Source organism: Hungatella sp. SB206 (genome assembly GCF_051132295.1).
In the GTDB taxonomy this organism is placed as follows: domain Bacteria; phylum Bacillota; class Clostridia; order Lachnospirales; family Lachnospiraceae; genus Hungatella; species Hungatella effluvii.
Genome location: NZ_CP096603.1, coordinates 5,222,095 through 5,242,299, shown reverse-complemented (window position 1 = coordinate 5,242,299; position 20,205 = coordinate 5,222,095). Strand labels below are relative to the sequence as shown.

Annotated in this window: 15 protein-coding genes; 11 read left to right on the top strand and 4 right to left on the bottom strand. The window is 50.1% G+C overall.

The window, feature by feature from the left end; translation table 11 throughout:
• Positions 1 to 45: 45 nt before the first annotated feature.
• The 5 genes from hcp (at position 46) to M1L66_RS23335 (ending at position 7,142) form a co-directional block, all read left to right on the top strand.
• On the top strand, positions 46 to 1,704 hold the full coding sequence (gene hcp / locus M1L66_RS23355) for a hydroxylamine reductase (protein ID WP_434688536.1): 1,659 nt from the start codon (positions 46 to 48) through the stop codon (positions 1,702 to 1,704).
• Between the two features lie 412 nt (positions 1,705 to 2,116).
• A complete protein-coding gene (locus tag M1L66_RS23350) occupies positions 2,117 to 2,398 on the top strand; it encodes a hypothetical protein (RefSeq protein ID WP_187024141.1) in 282 nt (93 codons plus the stop codon).
• A complete protein-coding gene (gene recQ / locus M1L66_RS23345; RefSeq protein WP_434688534.1) occupies positions 2,395 to 4,854 on the top strand; it encodes a DNA helicase RecQ in 2,460 nt (819 codons plus the stop codon). The genes M1L66_RS23350 and recQ overlap by 4 nt, the downstream gene beginning before the upstream one ends.
• 158 nt (positions 4,855 to 5,012) lie before the next feature.
• Positions 5,013 to 6,413, top strand: a complete 1,401-nt coding sequence (nhaC, locus tag M1L66_RS23340) for a Na+/H+ antiporter NhaC (protein ID WP_434688532.1) — start codon at positions 5,013 to 5,015, stop codon at positions 6,411 to 6,413.
• A 192-nt stretch (positions 6,414 to 6,605) separates the two neighbouring features.
• Positions 6,606 to 7,142 (top strand): flavodoxin family protein, encoded by a 537-nt coding sequence (locus tag M1L66_RS23335; protein ID WP_117623676.1) that lies wholly within the window; start codon positions 6,606 to 6,608, stop codon positions 7,140 to 7,142.
• Positions 7,143 to 7,158: 16 nt separating this feature from the next.
• On the opposite strand, the gene M1L66_RS23330 is transcribed toward M1L66_RS23335, so the two are convergent.
• Positions 7,159 to 7,815: a Crp/Fnr family transcriptional regulator gene (locus M1L66_RS23330; RefSeq protein ID WP_434688530.1), complete on the bottom strand. Its 657-nt coding sequence runs from the start codon at positions 7,813 to 7,815 to the stop codon at positions 7,159 to 7,161.
• Between the two features lie 181 nt (positions 7,816 to 7,996).
• On the opposite strand from M1L66_RS23330, the gene M1L66_RS23325 reads away from it, so the two are divergent.
• On the top strand, positions 7,997 to 9,883 hold the full coding sequence (locus M1L66_RS23325; protein WP_434688528.1) for an aryl-sulfate sulfotransferase: 1,887 nt from the start codon (positions 7,997 to 7,999) through the stop codon (positions 9,881 to 9,883).
• Positions 9,884 to 9,982: 99 nt separating this feature from the next.
• Positions 9,983 to 10,834, top strand: a complete 852-nt coding sequence (locus M1L66_RS23320; RefSeq protein WP_002602798.1) for a YitT family protein — start codon at positions 9,983 to 9,985, stop codon at positions 10,832 to 10,834.
• Between the two features lie 119 nt (positions 10,835 to 10,953).
• On the opposite strand, the gene M1L66_RS23315 is transcribed toward M1L66_RS23320, so the two are convergent.
• The 3 genes from M1L66_RS23315 to M1L66_RS23305 all read right to left on the bottom strand — a co-directional run bounded on the left by M1L66_RS23315 (position 10,954) and on the right by M1L66_RS23305 (position 15,264).
• The gene (locus tag M1L66_RS23315; RefSeq protein ID WP_434688525.1) at positions 10,954 to 11,991 is read right to left on the bottom strand and encodes a hypothetical protein; all 1,038 of its coding nucleotides are present in this window, start codon (positions 11,989 to 11,991) and stop codon (positions 10,954 to 10,956) included.
• A gap of 41 nt (positions 11,992 to 12,032) precedes the next feature.
• Entirely contained in the window at positions 12,033 to 13,238 is a 1,206-nt protein-coding gene (locus tag M1L66_RS23310; protein ID WP_187024146.1) for an ROK family transcriptional regulator, read from the bottom strand.
• A gap of 109 nt (positions 13,239 to 13,347) precedes the next feature.
• On the bottom strand, positions 13,348 to 15,264 hold the full coding sequence (locus M1L66_RS23305) for a DUF4838 domain-containing protein (RefSeq protein ID WP_434688523.1): 1,917 nt from the start codon (positions 15,262 to 15,264) through the stop codon (positions 13,348 to 13,350).
• Between the two features lie 247 nt (positions 15,265 to 15,511).
• Here M1L66_RS23305 and M1L66_RS23300 point away from each other — a divergent pair, with 247 nt between their 5' ends.
• The 4 genes from M1L66_RS23300 (at position 15,512) to M1L66_RS23285 (ending at position 19,949) form a co-directional block, all read left to right on the top strand.
• Positions 15,512 to 16,459: a carbohydrate ABC transporter permease gene (locus M1L66_RS23300; RefSeq protein ID WP_187024148.1), complete on the top strand. Its 948-nt coding sequence runs from the start codon at positions 15,512 to 15,514 to the stop codon at positions 16,457 to 16,459.
• 9 nt (positions 16,460 to 16,468) lie between these two features.
• Positions 16,469 to 17,311 (top strand): carbohydrate ABC transporter permease, encoded by an 843-nt coding sequence (locus M1L66_RS23295; RefSeq protein WP_187024149.1) that lies wholly within the window; start codon positions 16,469 to 16,471, stop codon positions 17,309 to 17,311.
• Between the two features lie 27 nt (positions 17,312 to 17,338).
• Positions 17,339 to 18,853, top strand: coding sequence for an ABC transporter substrate-binding protein (locus M1L66_RS23290; RefSeq protein ID WP_434688520.1), 1,515 nt, complete (start codon positions 17,339 to 17,341; stop codon positions 18,851 to 18,853).
• Positions 18,854 to 18,950: 97 nt separating this feature from the next.
• Positions 18,951 to 19,949, top strand: coding sequence for a radical SAM protein (locus M1L66_RS23285; RefSeq protein WP_434688518.1), 999 nt, complete (start codon positions 18,951 to 18,953; stop codon positions 19,947 to 19,949).
• Positions 19,950 to 20,205: the final 256 nt, after the last annotated feature.

Sequence of the window (20,205 nt, the reverse complement as noted above, 5' to 3'; positions counted from 1 at the left end):
TGTAGATATTAAAAAGCAGGAAATATAGAATGGAGGAAGTACAATATGGAGAACAAGATGTTTTGCTATCAGTGCCAGGAGACGGCGGGATGCGCCGGATGTACAAAATCAGGTGTCTGTGGAAAGGGGCCCCGTACGGCCGCTTTACAGGATATGCTGGTGTGGGTGACAAAAGGGCTTTCAGAAGTGGCGGTACGCATGCGGGAGGAGAATCAGAACGTTCCGGATGAGGTAAACAGCCAGGTGGTGGAAAACCTCTTTATCACGATTACCAATGCCAATTTTGACGATGAGGCGATTATCGGGAAAATAAAGGAAACGCTGGAAATGAAAAGAGAGTTAGCAAAAAGCCTGTCAGGAACGGAACCCATGTCTCCAGCGGCTCTCTGGGATGACGCAGAGCATATGGAAGAGAAGGCGAAAAGCGTCGGTGTGTTATCCACGGAAGATGAGGATATCCGCAGTCTCCGGGAACTGATTACCTATGGTCTTAAGGGAATGGCAGCCTACTTAAAGCATGCCGCGGCTCTGGAAGCAAAGGCGGAAAACAGGAACACGGCAGACGGCAAAAGAGACACGGCGGTATTTTTAGAGAAGGCGCTGGCGGCGACTCTGAATCCGGCGCTGACCGCGGAGGAACTGACAGCGCTCGCCCTTGAGACCGGAGAGTACGGAGTGACAGCCATGGCGCTTCTCGATGAGGCAAATACCTCCTCATATGGCCATCCGGAGATTACGGAGGTCAGCATCGGGGTCAGAAAGAATCCGGGAATTCTCGTATCCGGCCATGATTTATACGATCTGGAACAGCTTCTGGAGCAGACGGATGGAACCGGCATCGATGTGTACACTCATTCAGAGATGCTTCCGGCTCACTATTATCCGGCCTTTAAGAAATACTCTCATTTTGTGGGAAATTACGGGAATGCATGGTGGAAACAGAAGGAAGAGTTTGAGGCGTTCGGCGGGCCGATTCTGCTGACTACCAACTGCCTGGTTCCGCCGAGAGACAGCTATAAGGAACGGCTCTACACGACCGGAGCGGTTGGATATCCGGGATGCAGGCATATAGAAGCGGGCGAAGATGGAAAGAAAGATTTCTCGCAGATGATCAATCAGGCGAAACAATGTCCGTCGCCGGTGGAACTGGAAACGGGCAGTATTGTCGGCGGATTCGCCCATAATCAGGTTCTTGCTCTGGCAGAGCCGATTGTAGAAGCAGTGAAAAGCGGAGCCATTAAAAAATTCGTTGTGATGGCAGGCTGCGACGGCCGGGCGCCATCGAGAAATTATTATACGGATTTTGCCAAAGCGCTTCCAAAGGACGCGGTCATTTTAACCGCCGGATGTGCGAAGTATAAGTATAACAAGCTGAATCTCGGCGACATCGGAGGAATTCCCCGCGTGTTGGATGCCGGACAGTGCAACGACAGCTACTCCCTGGCCGTGATCGCTCTGAAGTTAAAGGAAGTATTCGGCCTGGAGGATATCAACGACCTGCCAATCATCTACAACATCGCATGGTATGAGCAGAAGGCGGTTATCGTTCTGCTGGCCCTGCTTTCCCTCGGCGTGAAGAATATCCACCTGGGACCGACGCTGCCGGCCTTCTTATCGCCGAATGTGGCGAAGGTTCTGGTTCAGCAGTTCGGAATTGCAGGAATTGGAACGGTGGAAGATGATATGAAGTTGTTTTTTAAGTAGCAAATAAAGTTTTCGATTAGCGAATAAAGTGTTGCAGTTGAAATATGGAATTGAGTGTGGGCGGAGCAAAGGCTTCGCCCATTGTTTTTAATATAGGAAGGTGAAGTGCAACGGCTGTGAACTGCAATTGATGCATAGGACACAGGAATATTTGCCGATAGTTTCAATTGCGTTTTCCAAACCTTTGTGGTAGAATTATCTCAGGTTTTTATGATATTCTGTTTCTAACTTCTATAGAGCAGGCAATTCAGAAATTTCTTTCATACATCCCATAGTGACAGGCGGCATTGGCTTCAAAATTGTGTTATGACAAAAAACAAAAACATTGAGGGCGGTTTGTAGGCGCATGTCATGCAGGGGCATGTGCTGAATGAGGGAGACGAAATTTACAAAAGGGGAAGTATAATTTAATATGGCATATAAAGCAGAGTTATGGGCAGAAGCAAAAAAGAAATGCAGACTGGGAGAAGAAGAAATTCGCATGGCGAAAGAAATGGGCCTTAATCCGAAAAGCCTGATAAAAAACATCCCGAGCCCAAAACAACAGTGGAAGGCGCCTGTAAAAGTCTGGATTCGTGAAATGTATGCGGAACGGCAGAGAAAAGCAGAGAACAAAAAGAGAATAAAAGCAGATAGATTAGCTGAAACGGTTGAGAACTGCAGGGAAGAGGAGCACGAGAAGAGGGACATATGAATAAACATCAAGTGTTAAAACAATACTTTGGTTACGACGAGTTCCGTGACGGACAGGAGACGCTGATCGACAGCATTTTAAGCGGCAGGGACACATTGGGGATTATGCCTACCGGGGCAGGTAAATCGCTGTGTTTTCAAATCCCGGCACTTATGATGGATGGAATTACACTGGTCATCTCTCCATTAATCTCACTGATGAAGGATCAGGTGGAGGCGTTAAACCAGGCGGGGGTTCACGCCGCCTATTTAAACAGTTCCCTGACGGCTTCCCAGTATTACAGGGCGCTGGCCTATGCCAGAGAGGGGCGTTATCCCATCATTTACGTCGCTCCGGAGCGGCTCGTGACGGAGGAATTCCTGGATTTTGCGCGAAATACGAAGATTTCCATGGTGGCGATCGATGAGGCCCACTGTGTATCCCAATGGGGACAGGATTTCCGTCCCAGCTACTTAAAGATTGTAGAGTTTATCGAACGGATGGAGGTACGCCCTGTGGTCAGTGCCTTTACTGCTACGGCCACAAAGGAGGTAAGGGATGATATCAGCGATATCCTGATGCTGCGGGAGCCGACAGTTCTGACCACGGGATTTGACCGGCCTAATCTATATTTCGGCGTCCAGGCGCCGAAAGACAAGTATGAGACGATGAAGAATTTTCTGGAGCTTCATCCGGGGCAGAGCGGAGTGATCTACTGCCTGACCAGGAAAAACGTGGAAGAGGTCTGCGAGAAGCTGCGGGCAGATGGATTCTCTGTTACCAGGTATCACGCGGGATTGAGCGATTCGGAGCGGCAGAAAAATCAGGAGGACTTCATTTACGACAGGGCGGCTATCGTTGTTGCGACCAACGCGTTCGGCATGGGAATTGATAAATCCAATGTCCGGTTTGTCATCCATTACAACATGCCGAAGAATATGGAGAGCTATTACCAGGAAGCGGGCAGAGCAGGCAGAGACGGGGAACCGGCGGAGTGTATCCTGTTGTACGGCGGCCAGGATGTGATTACAAATCAGCTGTTTATCGATAATAACCGGGATAATCAGGAACTGGATGCCGTGACCCGTGCCATCGTCCAGGAGAGAGACCGGGAACGGCTGCGTAAGATGACATTTTACTGCTTTACCAATGAGTGTCTGAGAGATTATATCCTTCGGTATTTCGGAGAATATGGAGAGAATTACTGCGGAAACTGTTCCAACTGTCTGAGTCAGTTCGAGACGGTGGACGTGACGGAGATTGCCGTGGAACTCATCGGATGCGTGGGGAGCAGCAGGCAGCGGTATGGGACCAACGTGATTATCGATACGGTCCACGGCGCCAATACGGCAAAGATCCGTCAGTACCGTATGGACGAAAATCCCCATTATGCAAAGCTTTCCAAAGTGCCGACCTATAAACTCCGCCAGGTGATGAATTACCTTCAGCTCAAGGAGTATCTGGGCGTGACCAATGACGAATACGCCATCGTAAAGCTGACGGAGAAGTCGAAGGCGGTTCTGGAAGAGGAAGAGCCGGTTGTCATGAAGATGGCGAAGGAGCAGGAACACCCGGCAAAGGTGAAGAGCGAAAAAGGAAAGAAGAGCCGGAAGGGGCTGGCGGCCGGCCTCGGCGGCGCTCAGTTTACAGAGCGCGAGGAAGCGCTGTTTGAGAAGCTGCGGACTCTGCGCGCGGAGATTGCGAAGGAGGAAAAAGTTCCGCCGTATATCGTATTCTCTGATAAGACACTGACCCACATGTGCGTGGTGAAGCCGGGGACGAAGGAAGAGATGCTTAAGGTAACCGGGGTAGGGGAATTTAAGTATTCGAAATACGGAGAGCGGTTCCTTGCATGTGTAAAGGAGGAGACCCCGGCAGAGGCTGGGGCAGAGACTGGTGTAACGGCCGGGACAGCGGCAGCGGTTCCCGATTACAGCGGATACGACGACGGTGATGATCTGTACTTTTTCAGCGAGGAAGAGGATTTGCCGGACTACTCGCTGGAGGCGGCTCTTACGGCGTGGGAAAACGGAAGTCCGGAAAAAGCGGATCTGCCGGGAGATACATTACCGAAGAAGGTGGCTTCGGCGGAGGGAAAGGGAACTAAGAAAAGGTCATCGAAAACGAAATCAGAATTTGTAATGACAGAGGAACTGGCAGACCAGATTCACTATTCGGACCGGGTAACGCTAAGTGATTTTGTGGGACAGATTAACGATTTAAGGGACGATGAGACCATGAAGCGTCTGACTATAAAATCCGTGGAGCAGAAGCTGATGGAGGAGAAGTGCTGGGAGATACAGTTTTTCAACGGAATGGGCAGAAAAAAGCTGACGGAAGAGGGCGGAAACTTTGGAATTGAGGCGGAGAAACGGCTCAGTGAAAAAGGGAATGAATATGAGGTCATGTACTATACGGAGAAGGCTCAGCGCGGAATCGTAACATGGCTTCTGGCTGGGGATCAGAACTTATCCTGAAATCAGAATTTGTCCTAAAATCAGACTTTCTTCCAGTATCAGTAAAAATATATCTTTTTCAACAAAATCCTAGCGTGAGTTATTTTTTTAACACAGTGTTTGAGCTATGATAGGATACGAGCTGTGTTAAAAAAATAACTATTGGAGGGTAACACTGTATGGGAACAAAAGAGAAGGAGCAAAAGACGCTTAACGGGATTCAGTCGGCGGTGCTTCTGCTGTTAATTGTGGCGGCAGTAGCGGTCTGTATTCGTTTTAAGGTCGGCGGACCGATGATCGGGCTGTTTTTCAGCTGGCTGATTATCTATGTATTCTGTATTGTATTGAAGATAGACTATGAGCATGTAAAAGAAGGAGCCTTCGACGCGTTGAAGGTGGTTCTGCCTACGATGACCATTTTGATGGCGATCGGCGTTCTGATCGGCACCTGGATGGCGTCAGGAACGATTCCTACCATCATTGTGTACGGTTTGAAATCCATCAATCCGGCATTTTTACTGACATTTACTCTCATTTTTACGGCGGTATTAAGCCTGGTGACAGGAACGTCATACGGCTCCGCGGGCAGCGCCGGTGTGGCCATGATGGCGATCGGCAATGCTATGGGAATCAATCCGGGAATGGTCGCTGGAGCGGTAATCTGCGGCGCCATGTTCGGTGATAAGTTAAGCCCGTTTTCCGACACGACCAATCTGGCTCCTGCCGTTGCGGGGGCGAAGCTGGGAGACCACATCAAGAGTATGCTGTGGACGACGCTTCCTCCGATGATTATCAGCATTATTTTCTTTACCATAGTGGGGATACAGCAGACAGGCGGCGGCTATGATCCGGGGGATTTGAATATTTACATTGATTACTTACAGGGCGCGTTTCACATCGGATGGACCACTCTGATCCCGGCTATTTTGATTATTGCACTCCTGATGTTCCGGGTAGGCGCGTTTGAAGCGCTGGGAATCGGTGCGATTGCGGGAGCGCTTGTGGCAATCTTCGTCCAGGGCGTTGATGTGCGGTCGATCCTTAAGGTCTGTTATGACGGATTTACCAGCGATACAGACATTGCTGTGCTGAAATCTATCTTAAACAGAGGCGGTATGGCGAGCATGCTTCAGTATGTGGCTATTATCACTTTTGCAGTAGGAATGGGCGGTATGCTGGACCGCCTGGGTGTTCTTAACAATATTCTTTCCGTCTTTATCAAGCGGATCAACAGCGACGGTTCCCTGGTGCTGGCAACGCTTTTAACCGGATATGTAACCAGTATTGTCAGCTGCTCCAGCCCGATGTCCCATGTACTGACCGGACGTCTGATGCAGCCCCTCTTTAAAGAGCGCGGTGTTGCGCCGAGAATTCTTTCCCGGTGTCTGGAGGACAGCGGCACACTGGCAGGACCTATGATTCCATGGCATGGCTATGGTATTTACATGGCGGGAACACTGGGGGTTACATGGGCGCAGTATATCGGATTCGTTCCGCTGTTGTGGCTGACGCCGGTATTCTCGATTCTGTATGGATTTACGGGAATTTCCATTAAGCATGTGAACGATGAAAAAAAATAGAACGCAGGCAGAATACGCCGGAGGAAAGAGGGTGCGGAGCAAACCGCGCCCTTTTCTTTTGGCGTATTCTGCTTTTTAAGGGGCAGGAATGACTGTGAACAGCTGACGGATATTTCTCAAAGGAGTTGCTGAATGATTCTCTGCGTGCTACAATCGAATCAACAATTATAAAATAGAATTGGAGTATGTGCAGTGAGTAAGATCGTAATATTGACAGGAAGTAAAAGAAAGGGCGGCAACACGGAGCTGCTGGCGCGCGCATTTGCAGACGGTGCGGGGGAGCACCATGAGGTGGAGATTATTCCGGCGGCTGATTATAAGGTCAATCCGTGTATTGGCTGTAATTCGTGTTTTACGAGGGAAGGGAATCAATGCTTTCAGGAAGACGATATGCAGCTGATTTACGAGAAATTGACAGATGCAGAGATTCTGGTAATCGCATCGCCGGTCTATTTTTACGGAATCAGTGCGCAGCTGAAGGCGGTCGTTGACCGCTTACATACACCGATGAGAAATAAGTTTAAAATCAAGAAGATGGTACTGCTTTTGGTCGCAGGTGCTGCTTTGCCCTCCGTTTTTGACGCGATAAAAGTACAGTATCAGCTGATCCTTGACTTCTTTAAATTGGAGAATGCGGGGATGGTTCTGGTAAGGGAAGTGAGAGAGAAAGGGGAAATCAAGGGGAATCCCGCACTGGAAGAGGCGCGCGAATTGGGCAGGTCGCTTTGATGGAAAGCGGCCGGTCTCAGCACCGCGCCTGTGCCATCGCCGTCAGCTGTTCCATGTCCTGGATTACCGTCTGATGCCCTCGTTTGCTCACGATCCCCATGTCCTTTAACTTTCCCATGAGCCGTGTTACCGTGATCGTATGGATTCCCAGGTAGCCCGCCAGCTCGCTGTAGGAAAAATCCTTATGTATGACGTAATGCGTGTCCTCGTAGATAGCCAGTTCGGTCAGGGCACAGCAGAGGCTGACGAAATTATCGCCATCCTGGAGCGCATAGCAATGCTTTAACGCGTTATCATAATGGGCGATCGCTGTCTCAAAAAGCCAGCGGTAGAAATCAGGATGCGCCTCTACAAATTCCCGGAAGGTAGAATAGGGGATCTGATAGAGTGTGCAGGCGGATTTGGCCGTAATGGAAAATGCGTAAAAGGTATCGTCGGGATAGGTACGGGCATAGGCCGGTATAAAGCCGACAAAATCACCAGGAAGAAAATACTGATGGATCCGTTCTCTGCCGCCTGGAGAGACGCTGTGCAGGGCGCAGAGTCCTTCTTCGAGGCAGTATACGTATTTGTCCATATGGGCACGATTGTACAGACAGTCGTGCTTTTTTTTATGGGTCAGAGTACCAAGGCCGCGCAGGGCGTTCATGTAATTCATATTGGATTCCATCATAAGGGATACCTTTCATAAGGACTACTAGTGCCGCCCGGCACTAGTTCGTGAAAAACTTCACTAAGTGTTCCTATTATACCACAGCACCAGGCAAATAAAAAGTAAAATCATAGCAACTGATATTTTTTTGACCGTGAAGACAGTGTTATAATTTTAACAAAATAACAGGAGGGGAATTACTATGGAACGAAAAACAATCGGCTATGAGCGAATCAGCCACTTAGTGGAGCGTCAGTACGAGCAGGAAACGGCTATGATAAAAGAACTCGAGGGAGGAAATTATACCGCAGAGCATCCGTATGTGGTGGTAAATCCTTATTTTGTCAATCCGCTGACAGCCCTGTTTTTATTCAATACAGAGAAGGAAGAGGCGGTAACACTGACCGTTAAGGGAAAGGAAGCTGCGGGCGATATCACCCACACATTTCCGAAGGCAAAGGAACAGATTCTCCCTGTGCTGGGGCTTTATCCCGAGTATGACAATACGGTTGTGGTCACGCTGGAAGACGGAACTGCTTATGACGTGACTGTGACAACAGAAAAAATTGAAAATATGCCGTATCAGGCAGATTACATCAATACGACGAGTGACTACATGAATGGGCAGCTCATGTTTGTGACACCGGCGGGGGACTCGCTGGCGGGCGGCTACGACTACCGCGGCGACTGCCGCTGGCATCTGGTGGAGCCGTTTATCTTCGATATGAAGCCCGCGGCAAACGGCCGCATTCTTATAGGCTCCAACCGGCTCTTGAACATGCCTTACTACACGGCGGGAGTCTGCGAAATGGACCTGGTCGGTAAAATATACACGGAGTACCGCATTCCCGGCGGATATCACCACGACCAGTTCGAGATGGAGGATGGAAATCTCCTGATTCTGACTCAGGAGAAAAATGCCGCCACAGCGGAAGATATGTGCGTGCTGGTGGACCGCGGAAGCGGGGAAATCATCAAGTCCTGGGATTACAAAAAAGTACTTCCGCAGGAAGCAGCGAAATCCGGAAGCTGGTCCGAACACGACTGGTTCCACAACAATGCGGTGTGGTATGACAAACGAACCAACTCTCTGACGCTGTCCGGCAGACACCAGGACGCGGTTATCAATATTGACTTCGAGACGGGAGCGCTCAACTGGATCATCGGAGATCCTGAAGGGTGGCCGGAAGACATGGTGAGCCGTTATTTCTTTACACCGGCAGGCGAAGGCGATTTCGACTGGCAGTATGAGCAGCACGCCTGTATGATGCTTCCGGATGGTGATATCATGATGTTTGATAATGGCCACTGGAGATCCAAAAATAAGGAACATTACAGACTCAACCGGGACAATTTTTCCAGGGGAGTCCGCTACCATATCGATACCGAGAAGATGACGATCGAGCAGGTATGGCAGTTTGGAAAGGAACGGAAAAATGATTTCTTCTCCTCCTACATTTCCAATGTAGAATACTACCGTGATGGTTACTATCTGGTACATTCTGGCGGAATGGGGTATAATCATGGTGTTACATGCGAGGAACTTCCGGTTTATATGAATCTGGAGGATCCGGAATGCGTATTAAAGAGCATTACTGTGGAGATCATGGACGGAGAGCTGATGTATGAAATGCATCTGCCATCCAATTATTACCGTGCCGAGAAGATGAGCCTTTACCGGGAGGGAAAGAGTCTCGATTTGGGAAAGGGAAGAGTCGTAGGAAAACTGGGCGTTACGGGCGAATTTGATACGGAGGTTCCGGCAGAAAGCACCGGAGAACTGCTTCCGGAATCCTGTGAGGCGGTGCTCACGGAAGAAGACGACCGCATCATTTTCAAGGCCAAGTTTAAGAAGGGGCAGCTTGTCATGTTCCAGCTGGAAAAAGAGGATGATCCGGCGGAAATCCACCGTTACTTCATCTCAACCAGCGCACAGAAATTCCTGGCCATGTGTTCCGGTACCTTCCTGCCAAAGGACGACAGGGAAGTGACCTTAAATGTGGACAAGGAAGGACTAAACGGCACATTTGATGTGCGCGTGATTATCGACGACGTCAAGTATGAGACCGGACTGAAGCTGGAATTCTAAAGGATAAAGGATAAAGGATAAAGGATGAGTCTGGAATACCGGCTTCCAATGACAGATCATATTAACGGACTATAATTACAAAGGGGAAGTGAGCTGACAATGAGTAAGAAAATAGGAAAGATACTTGGAATTGTGGTGGGAAATGGGATTTTTGCGCTGGGGCTCTCGGCGTTTTCCATGCCCAATCATTTCCTGGTGGGAGGCGCCACGGGAATTGCCAGAAGCGTGCAGCATTTTGCACATCTGGACGTATCGGTGACGGTGGCAGCCCTCAATGTGGTCATGTTTTTGCTGGGATTCTACATTCTGGGAAAGCGGTTTGCGCTGACCACTATTGTCAGCACACTTGTATTTCCCGTGTTTCTGAATCAGTTTCTGAAGATCGAGGCATTCAGCCATCTGACGAATGACCGCCTACTGGCGGCCCTGTTCGGCGGTATGCTGACCGGACTGGGCCTGGGGATCGTCATGCGTCTGGGCGGTTCCACCGGAGGTATGGATATTCCTCCGCTGATTCTCAACAAGAAGTTCCGGATTCCGGTGGCGGTGTCCATGTACTTCTTTGACATTTTCATTTTGCTGTCTCAGATGATATTTTCCAATACGGAAGAGATTCTTTACGGCATCATGTCTGTACTGCTGACCTCCATCGTATTAAACCAGGTGCTGGTATTCGGCGCGGGCGATGTGCAGGTGCTGATCATCAGCCGGGAGTATGAACGGATTAATGAGATTATCCAGAAGGATTTGGACCGGGGGTCCACCTTCCTGCCAATCCAGACTGGATTCGAGAAGCTGGACCAGAAGGCAGTTCTCTGTGTGCTCCCGAACCGGGAAATGAGCCACTTGAACCACTGTGTGCAGGAGATCGATCCGAAGGCATTTATCATTATCAACGGCGTGCGCGAGGTGAGAGGGCGGGGATTTACGCTGGATAAGCATCTGGTGTGATATTGCAGTGAGAACAGAGAGAGCAGAAGCAAAACGCATAAATCAAACAGAAAGCCGGGAGTTTAAGACGTTATCTTAAACTCCCGGCTTTCTGCCTTCTGTTTTCAATCTCTGTCATTCTACAGCCACCGGTTCCGAGATTCATAATCCGTATTTACTCCCGTCCCTGCCTCCTCGAAGAGAAGACGGTTTGCGAAGTGATACGTTACAGTGCCTTCGCCAAGATACGTCCCATCCTTCCTGCAGAGGTTAAAATAAGCCGGAATGGGAAGGTCCCTTGTTTTCATGGAAGGGCTGAAGAGCATGACCTCATAAACCATTTTTCCGGATATCATGTTTTCCAGAATGTCTGAGGCGATTGGGATCAGGTGAAATGGTACATCTCCCTCGGGAAGTATCATAACGGCCCTGTAATACTCGTGTTTGTCCGGTGTGAAATCTGCGTTTGTAAAAGTAAACTCTGCCTGAAAGAGACCGGCCCTCTGGTCCAACGGCCGCATGGTGACTCCATTTGTCTCGTAATCCCCGGCAAACAGCCGAAATTCGGTGCCGGGATTCTTAAGGCACTCCGGTGTGTTCTCATCGGTCTCAATAAAGACCTCGGTAACGTCTTCCCTCATATGAATAGTGACTTCCAGAACGTCAGAGGGAGAAAAGTCCTTCTGGTTTAGAAGCTGTATCTTCATTCTGCTGTGGTAGAAGGAGGGGGTGCCCCGGCCTTCCAGAAATATATAAGTCCCCTTCTGAGCTGCCCCAACGCTCTCCGCTTCTCCATTTCCCAGGTTCGCTTCATTTTCTGATACTCCGTACTCTTTTTCGGATTCGGCCTCCTTAAGTGAGACCTTAGCCAGATAGACCTTCGGCCGTCGAAACAGGAAAAACGTTCCGTAAAGGACGACAAATACGATGCTAATAAAATCAATACCGGATCTGCGTAGACTGTTTCTGACCGCAATGTACAAAAACATCAGGAACGTGATGATATAAAAGGCATATGCCTGCAGCAGAGGAACCTCGCTTCGCCGGGTACGGTACCGGTTATAGAGCAAAATGACCGGGCGGTACGGCTTGCTGCAGTGTTCGCAGGTTCCGCGGGTTAAATGAGGACTCTCTATTTCCTGCCCACACCAGGGACAGGGCTCAGATTTTATCAGCATGGCGCCTCCTTATAGATAAAACGCAAGGGAAAGGTCCACATTTATTCCCCCATAGCCGGCCGGATGAAGAACCGCAGAATGGCCAGCGCGCTGGCACCCACGGCCCCGTCCACGGCTGCATACGGCAGGATTTCCACGTTCCCTGCGTAGGTGCGGTCCACGAAGATCAGCTGGCGTTCGATGTAATCCATCAGTTCGTTCTGAATGTCCTGGTTGTCAAAGAGTTGGCCATGCAGAAAAATCTTACCAGGGTTGGTGATGATGGCGATATTGGAAATGGTGATGCCAAGGTATTTTAACGCCTCCGCGATATACATTCCGATTACAGGATCACCCATGGAATAGGCGGTGGTGATTGTCTCGATGGTGATCAGGGAATCGTCGGGGACGAGGCTTCTCAATATGGTGTTCGGCGTGTTTTTGTACAGCAGTCTTGCGTTGCGGATCAGGTGGTTTTCGCTGGCGTACGTCTGGAGACAGCCGTATTTGCCGCACTCACAGCGGCGGCCGCCCTCGCTGACGATGGTATGACCGATCTCGCCGGCCACGTAGTTCTCGCCGAGGAACATCTCACCATCCACGACGTTGGCGCAGAACATTCCCATGCCCACATGGAAAAAGGCGAAGCTGTCAGGGCTCTCCTGCGGGGAAAAAAGATATTCGCCAAGAGCCATGCAGCGTGCGTTGTTTTCATAGACAATGGGAAGCGGAAGCTCCTTCTCAATCCGTTTCGGGTCGAAATTCTGCCATGTCTTCCGGTTGGTCACGAGACTGGAGGCGCTCCCGTTCATATGGCCCGGAACCGCGGCTCCGATTCCAACGATTTCGTCCCAGGAAATACCGGACTCTGCGACCAGGCCCTTGACACCATCGATAATGGCGTCTGTGATCCGGCTGGCCAGCTCCTCGTTAAACGGTTCCGCGTGCTGAAAACGGATTCGGCCTTTTAAGTCCGTGATACAGATGACCAGGGCCTTCTGGGTAAACTCCAGACCGATACTGTAAGCCCTGTCGGGTATGATATCGATCAGAACCCGCTTGCGGCCCGAGGAGCCCTCGTCCGTGGAGGCTTCTCCCAGCTCCCTTACAAATCCTTCCGAAATCAGTGTGGTAACGTTCATGGTTACCGTTGCGGGTGTGATTTCGGTCTCTTCTGCGATATCGGTTCGGGCAATGGGCGCGTTCCGGTAAATACACTCCAATATCCGGCTCCGGTTGGAGGCTTTCTTCTTTTTTCCCTTATACATGGCTGCAGCAACCTCATTCTTCCATCGTTATAATATTACCAGAGCATGTGGAAAGCTAGTACAGCATTCACCAGAACTTATGCAATGCTGTACTAGTTTCAAACAAGCTCTAAAGTGTGCTGACGAGCGGTTCTTCCAGCCGGAAACCGGTGTATTTGGTGGAAACTTCGGTGACACGGTAAACATCGAGGCAATCCTGGAATTCCGTTTCCCGTTCGCAGACCATATTCTGGAACTGCCGCCAGCATTCCTGTGCCTCCGATTCGTTTCCCTCGGCCAGCTTCATCAGCGCTTTCCCTAATCGTAAACTATATTCTCGGTGGTAGTCAAGATATTTCCAAAATAAATTTTGCACGGCCGTGCGGCCCTTTGCACTGTCTGTCCCGGACACGAGACTACAATCCACGTATTTGATCAATTCCCTCATGGCTGCCGCCTCTTTCGGATCCTTTCGGTTTTCTTTTCCGTTGAAGTAGTCGCAGCTGCACAGGGAAGACAGTTTTGTTAAATAGGAAAGAACCCGTTCCCAGCCCGGCCCGTAGGCGGCGCTGAAGTACTCTTCCTTCAGCTCTTCAAACGTCACATCCTCATCAAAGAGCATACGGCCCATGACGTAGCCTGGAAATGCGTTAGGGAGACATTCCCGAAGCTCCTGGCAGCTGATATAACCGTCCATGCCCATCTGTTTCAGTTTCCGGATGTCCTGACCGATGATTTCGGCGATGTGGATATAGCCGAAATCACCGTAGTGTGCCCGGCCCAGCGGATAATCGTATACGAAGCTTTCCCCGTGGAAATAGTTCTGCCACGATCTCAAGAACACCATATTCTCATCGAGTCCCACTGGAAGGGTGATCCGGTTCCGCTCATAGGCCGGAATGGGACCGTAGCTGTCCCTCAGCTGGTAGGATTGCTCGAAGGTGCGGCTGATAGGGGCAAACATCAGGAGAAAACGGTCCGGATTGCGGAAGGCTTCCTCTGCTGGCGGCCACAGAAGCTCCTGATAGAGCAGAAAGACGATTTTTGTGTCGAGGTGCAGACTGGTCAGCTTCTCGTCGATCCGGTTCAGCAGCCGTATATACTGGTCTGTGGGAAGCTGGGCACGGCAGGCCTCACATTCACAGATATTGTTAAATTCATCCGCCAGCCACACGTGGAGGCAGGAAACGGCTGGATGCTGTACACAGTATTCCGCAACCCGGTCGGAAAACCTTTCGATAACGGTTTCATTGGAGTAGCAGAGGTTTGTGTTCATGGGCACTCCGTGAAATAATTCCCGCTTTCCATTCACGCAGGCGGCGAGGGAGCTGGTCTCCGGCAGCAGCGGTTCGGTAATGGCTTTCCAGTCTGCACAGGGGAAGCCGAGCACATCTCCGGTCCAGCCGTGGCCCGCCTGATGGAGCAGAAGACCACGCGTTTGAAGCGCCTCCTCGATCTTTTCCGTGAAGGAGGCGGCAGTCTCTCTCGTAAATTCCTCCGGTTTTAAGAGCGGGTTCATCTCGTGGTGATACCAGCGGGCCATAAAGGTATAGGGAAGCTGAAACTGTAGAAAGAAGCTGTTGTATCCCATTTTCGGCAGCCAGTCGATGAAGTCCAGAATATTCTCCAGTGAGTTGGCTCCCTCGATACAGACACCCCGGTGGCGCAGCGCGGCTTTCTTCCGGCAGCAGGCGGAGAGCTGTTCTTTCTTATATAAGGAAGGTATGTATTCATGCTTCTGACCGGGAGCGGGAAAACGGCAGCCAAGGAGCCATAAGTATTTGTAGACGCCGAGAAGGACACTGCGGTCATTGCTTCCCGAGATGATTCCTCCGGATGAGTTGACGTCAATGGAGTAAGCGTCCTCGCTGTTTTTCGGGTTTCCCAGCGATTCGAGCCGCAGCGTGACGTCAGCCGGTCTGCAATTCTGATTATTAAGTATAATTATTGAATCCGCAACTATTTCCGCCAGGCACCGGGACAGCTCCTGTGCTGCAAAGGCGACAGGCGAACCGGAATGTGAGGAATATAAAATGTTGATCGTCATGGAAATCCTCCTGTAATGTATCTGGTTAATTAATTATATTTTATAACTATTATATCAAAAAGAAAGAATAAAAATATATGTGTAAAATGCACAATAATATTTCTTGAAAAGTGATATAATAAACAAAAACACTTTATTTTTTGATTTTATATTGCACGACATGCGGAAAAGTGTTATATTGTAACCAACAAAAGCAATGCCAAATTAATTATAAAATATAATTAAAGGAAGAAAGAGAGGGCTTTCCATGAAAGGACAGTTTTCAGCCGCTTCGCCGGCCAGAACAGTGGACCGCAGAAAGAAGCAGAGAAGGCGCATAAACATGTGGTGCTGGATTTTTATGATTCCCACACTGATACTATACATATTGTTTCAGGGGTATCCGATACTCTCCAGTATTTTTTATTCGACTCTGGACTGGTCGGGAATGACATCAAGCGCCCTGTTCATCGGACTGGACAACTTTAAAGAGCTGTTACAGGACAAATACTTTTTTAATGCGGTGGCTAACAGCTTCAAGTACATGCTCATGGCCGTTCCGCTGCAGCTGGTGATTTCTCTGGCCCTGGCCTATATCTTTAACAGTATATTAAAGAAGGGCGCCACATTTTTCAGAACTGTGTTCTTCCTGCCAGTCATTACAACGGCTTCCATTGTGGGAATTATTATGATGTTCATCTTCGGCGGAACCGGCTCCATTAACCAGTTTCTGTCTCTCTTCGGAGTGAGGGGATTAAACTGGCTGGGCAATGCCAATACGGCGCTGATTGTGGTAGTGCTCATCGGTGTCTGGAAGGATTCCGGAACCTTTATGATCTACTGGCTGGCGGCGCTGCAGAGCGTATCCCAGGACGTATATGAGGCGGCGACCATCGACGGTGCGAACAAGTGGCAGACATTTCTCCATGTGGTATTTCCCCTGATCATTCCGATCGGCGGCGTGATTACCGTACTCTGTATCATCAGCTCCTTAAAGGTATTCGACCTGATTCAGACCATGACCAATGGCGGACCGTTTTACTCCACTGATGTGGCGGCTACCTTCGTATACCGGACGGCCTATGCCAGCAGCAGCGGAATGCCCCGGCTGGGTTACGCCAGTGCCGCAGCCATGACCTTTGGAATTATTGTCGTGGTGATCGGAACGGTGGGCAATGTGGTGAAGACGGCGTTTCAGAAGAAAAACGCGATATAGGAGGGGCATATGGAAAAAACATCGATTTTAAACAAGGTGGGGAAGATGGTCCTCTACGCAGTCCTGGCGGTGGCTTCATTTCTGTGGGTCTACCCATTTCTCTGGATGATTTCGGCTTCCTTCAAGACGCAGAATGAATTTTTCGCCAGCGGGTTGAATCTGATTCCCCAGTCCTTAAACCTGGACAATTTTATCCGCGCATGGAATAACGCGAATTTCGGCATATACTTTAAAAACTCCATCATCGTAACGGTATCGGTTGTGGTGATCGTACTTTTAAGCACCTCCCTGGCCGGATACGTCATGGGCCGTTACTCCTTTGTGGGAAAGGGCTTAATCATGAAGATATTCATGGCCAGCATCACCATCCCCCTGGTATTTACCGTGATCCCGATCTACGAGCTGTTAAAAAATATCGGCCTTTCCCAGAGCCTGGTGGGGCTGATCCTGGCGGAGTCGGGCGGCGGCCACGTCATCTTCCTGATGCTGTTTTCCAGCTTCTACGCCTCAATACCGAATGAGATGGAAGAGGCGGCCACCATTGACGGCGCAAATTTCGTTCAAACCTATGGAAGCGTCATGTTTCCGCTGGCCAAACCCATCATGGTAACCGTGGTGATCATGCAGTTTATCTGGACATGGAACTCCTTTTTACTGCCACTTATCATTACGCTTAACAATCCGTCCCTGCGTACGCTCGCTGTGGGACTCTACGCCTTACGAGGCGAAAATGTCGTTGACTGGACCGGCATCGCTGCCGGCGCCAGCATTGCAATCGTACCGGTTATCTGCGTGTTCATCGCACTGCAGAAGTATTTTGTAGATGGTATCGCCGGAGCTGTAAAGAGTTAAGAAAATCAAATAAAGGAGGATATATTTATGAGAAAAGTGAAGAGAGCCCTTGCGGCGGTGCTGGCGGTGCTTATGGCCGGATCCTTAAGCGCCTGCGGAGTCAAGGTGCAGACAAAGGATGACGCGAATACGACGGCAGCCGTGACAGAGGCAAAGGAAGAGTCTGAAGCCGTGGATACGCCGACAGACGAAAAGGTGACATTAAAGATCATCGACTGGAGTGACAGTACGAAAGAGCGCAGGGAGGCTTTCCACAAGAAATTTATGGAGGAGAACCCCAACGTCACGATCGAGTACACGGTTCTGACTGCGGATCAGTTCAAGGAGACCGTTATTTCCGCCATCAAGGCGGGGAACGCACCTGATTTATTCCCGCTTCCCTCTGGCATGAAGCTGAGCGCGGCCCTGAAGGAAAACTGGTTTATGCCAATGAACGATTACGTATCCGATGATTTCCTGAATACGTTCGCGGATGGCGCTCTGAATGAAGGAATAACGACCATTGACGGCAAGACGTATGTGCTTCCGGAATCGGCAAATATCATCAATACCCTTGTATTTTACAATAAGAATGTGTTAAAAGAGGCAGGCATCGATGAGAGCCAGCTCCCGAAGACTCGCAGCGAGTTTATCGACGTGTGCAAGAAGATAAGCGACGCTGGAAAGGGCAAGTATTTTGGAATCATCGACAGCGGCGCACAGGCGAACCGTCTGGAGCTGGCGCTTCGCTCCCTGGCCAGCTTAGATGGCGGCAAGTGCAGCGACATTTCCCAGATGATTCTGGTGGATGGGCAGAATACGCTGAATTCCGAGGCAATGCAGAGTGCCTTTGATTTCTATGATACACTGGTGAAAGAGGGATGCTTCCATCCGGATACCGTTTCCATCAAAGCACCGGAGGCCCGCGCACTGTTTGCACAGAATCAGGCGGCGTTTATCATTCAGGGCGCATGGTGTATCTCCACATGGCGCAAGGATAACCCGGATCTGGATTTCGGTGTCATGGCGCTTCCGGCACCGGACGATGGAATGAAGGGCAAGCTTCCTTATATCGGAGCGCAGCCGTGGATGGGAATTTCCGCAAATTGCAAGCATCCGGATGTGGCGGCCAAGTATTTAACCGCGCTCTATTCTGAGGATTATCAGGCGGGCCTCGTGGAAGACGGTGGATTTGTATCGGTAATCGACGCGGCCAACAAGGCTCATATGACTGACGACGTTATGCTTCAGTATTACAATTTAAACAACGAGGAAGCGGCGCTGGCACCAGATCCGATCGTGGGAAATCCGGCCACAGCTGACGTTTATGCAGAAGTTTCCGCGATCACTCCGGGACTCGGGGAAATCGCCCAGGGTATTCTGGCGCAGAACATCGATTATAAGACGGAGTTAAAGACACTTTCCGACAAGACACAGGAAGAGTGGCTGAGAGCCATCGATGCCGCTAAGGCGAAGGGCGCCGATGTGTCCGCCGATGACTTTGAATTCAAAAACTGGAATCCGATGGAGAATTATACGGCCGATCTTTATAAGAGCAGATAGAGGCCGGATGCCATAAAAAAAGAATAATTTTTTGCCATTGCTGCATACTGTTAGAAAACGTTCTGGTGGGAAGTGAGCCGGAGGAAACGGAGACGGTATGCAGCATTTTAATGAAGTTTATTATGAGCCGGAGATCTTGAATTACCAGTTGGGAAAGGAGTTAAAGGAACAGTTTAAAGAACTGCCGTGGATTCCCATAGAAAGCCACAACCGAATTCCCGAGATGCAGGAGAAGTCCAATAAGGAATTTGGGCGGATGAAGCGGAACCTGATTATTGGAATCAGGAAGACGCATAAGTATGTGGAGAACCATAAGGTATCCGACTATCTGGTTCCCTATACCTCTTCCGGATGCAGCGCCATGTGCCTGTACTGCTACCTGGTCTGCAATTACAATAAGTGCTCGTATCTGCGGCTTTTTGTCAACCGGGAGCAGATGATGGACCGGCTGATCAAGGTGTCCTTCATCAGCGATACTGAGAAAACCTTCGAGATCGGCAGCAACAGCGACCTTGTGCTGGAAAATACCATTACGGGGAATCTGGAGTGGACGATCACACAGTTTGCTGAAAGAGGACGCGGCCATATTACATTTCCGACGAAATTTCACATGGTGGACCCGCTGCTGAACCTGGATCACAGGGGAAAGGTGATTTTCCGCATGAGTGTGAATCCGCAGCCCATCATCAGCAGAATCGAGCTGGGGACATCATCTCTGATGCAGCGGATCGACGCGGTAAACCGGATGTGTGACGCCGGTTATCCCTGTGGCCTGCTGATCGCCCCGGTCATCATCATGGAAGGCTGGAAAGAGGAGTACCGGACGCTGCTTGAGACGCTGAGAGACCGCCTCTCGCCCAAAATGAAGCAGGAGATGTTTCTGGAGGTTATCCTGATGACATACAGCTTTGTGCATCGGGCGATCAACGGAGAGGCATTTCCGGCTGCGCCGGAGCTCTACGACAAGGAACTCATGACGGGACGCGGCCGGGGAAAGTACTGCTACCGTCCGGAGGTGAGGGCTGATGCGGAGAAATTCCTGCGGGAGGAGATAAAGAGAACGCTGGGCGATGCGGAGATTTTATATATTGCGTAAAATGAAACGTGTGAAATGGCGGAGGCGTGCTGGCCTCCGCTGTTTTTGTGCTGAGAAAGTTTCACTGCTGAGGCAACCGCAGACCGGACGGCAGGACGGACAAAGGGGCCGTGAACTGTAACGCGTTCCGGTACGGAGACAGGGGAAATTTCACAACAGGATTGCTGACATGGTTTGGCTGTGTTATACTACATGGGATAAAAGAAAGCCCGTTTTGGCGGGGGATCGAATGACAGGATGCAGGACTGGAAGGGAA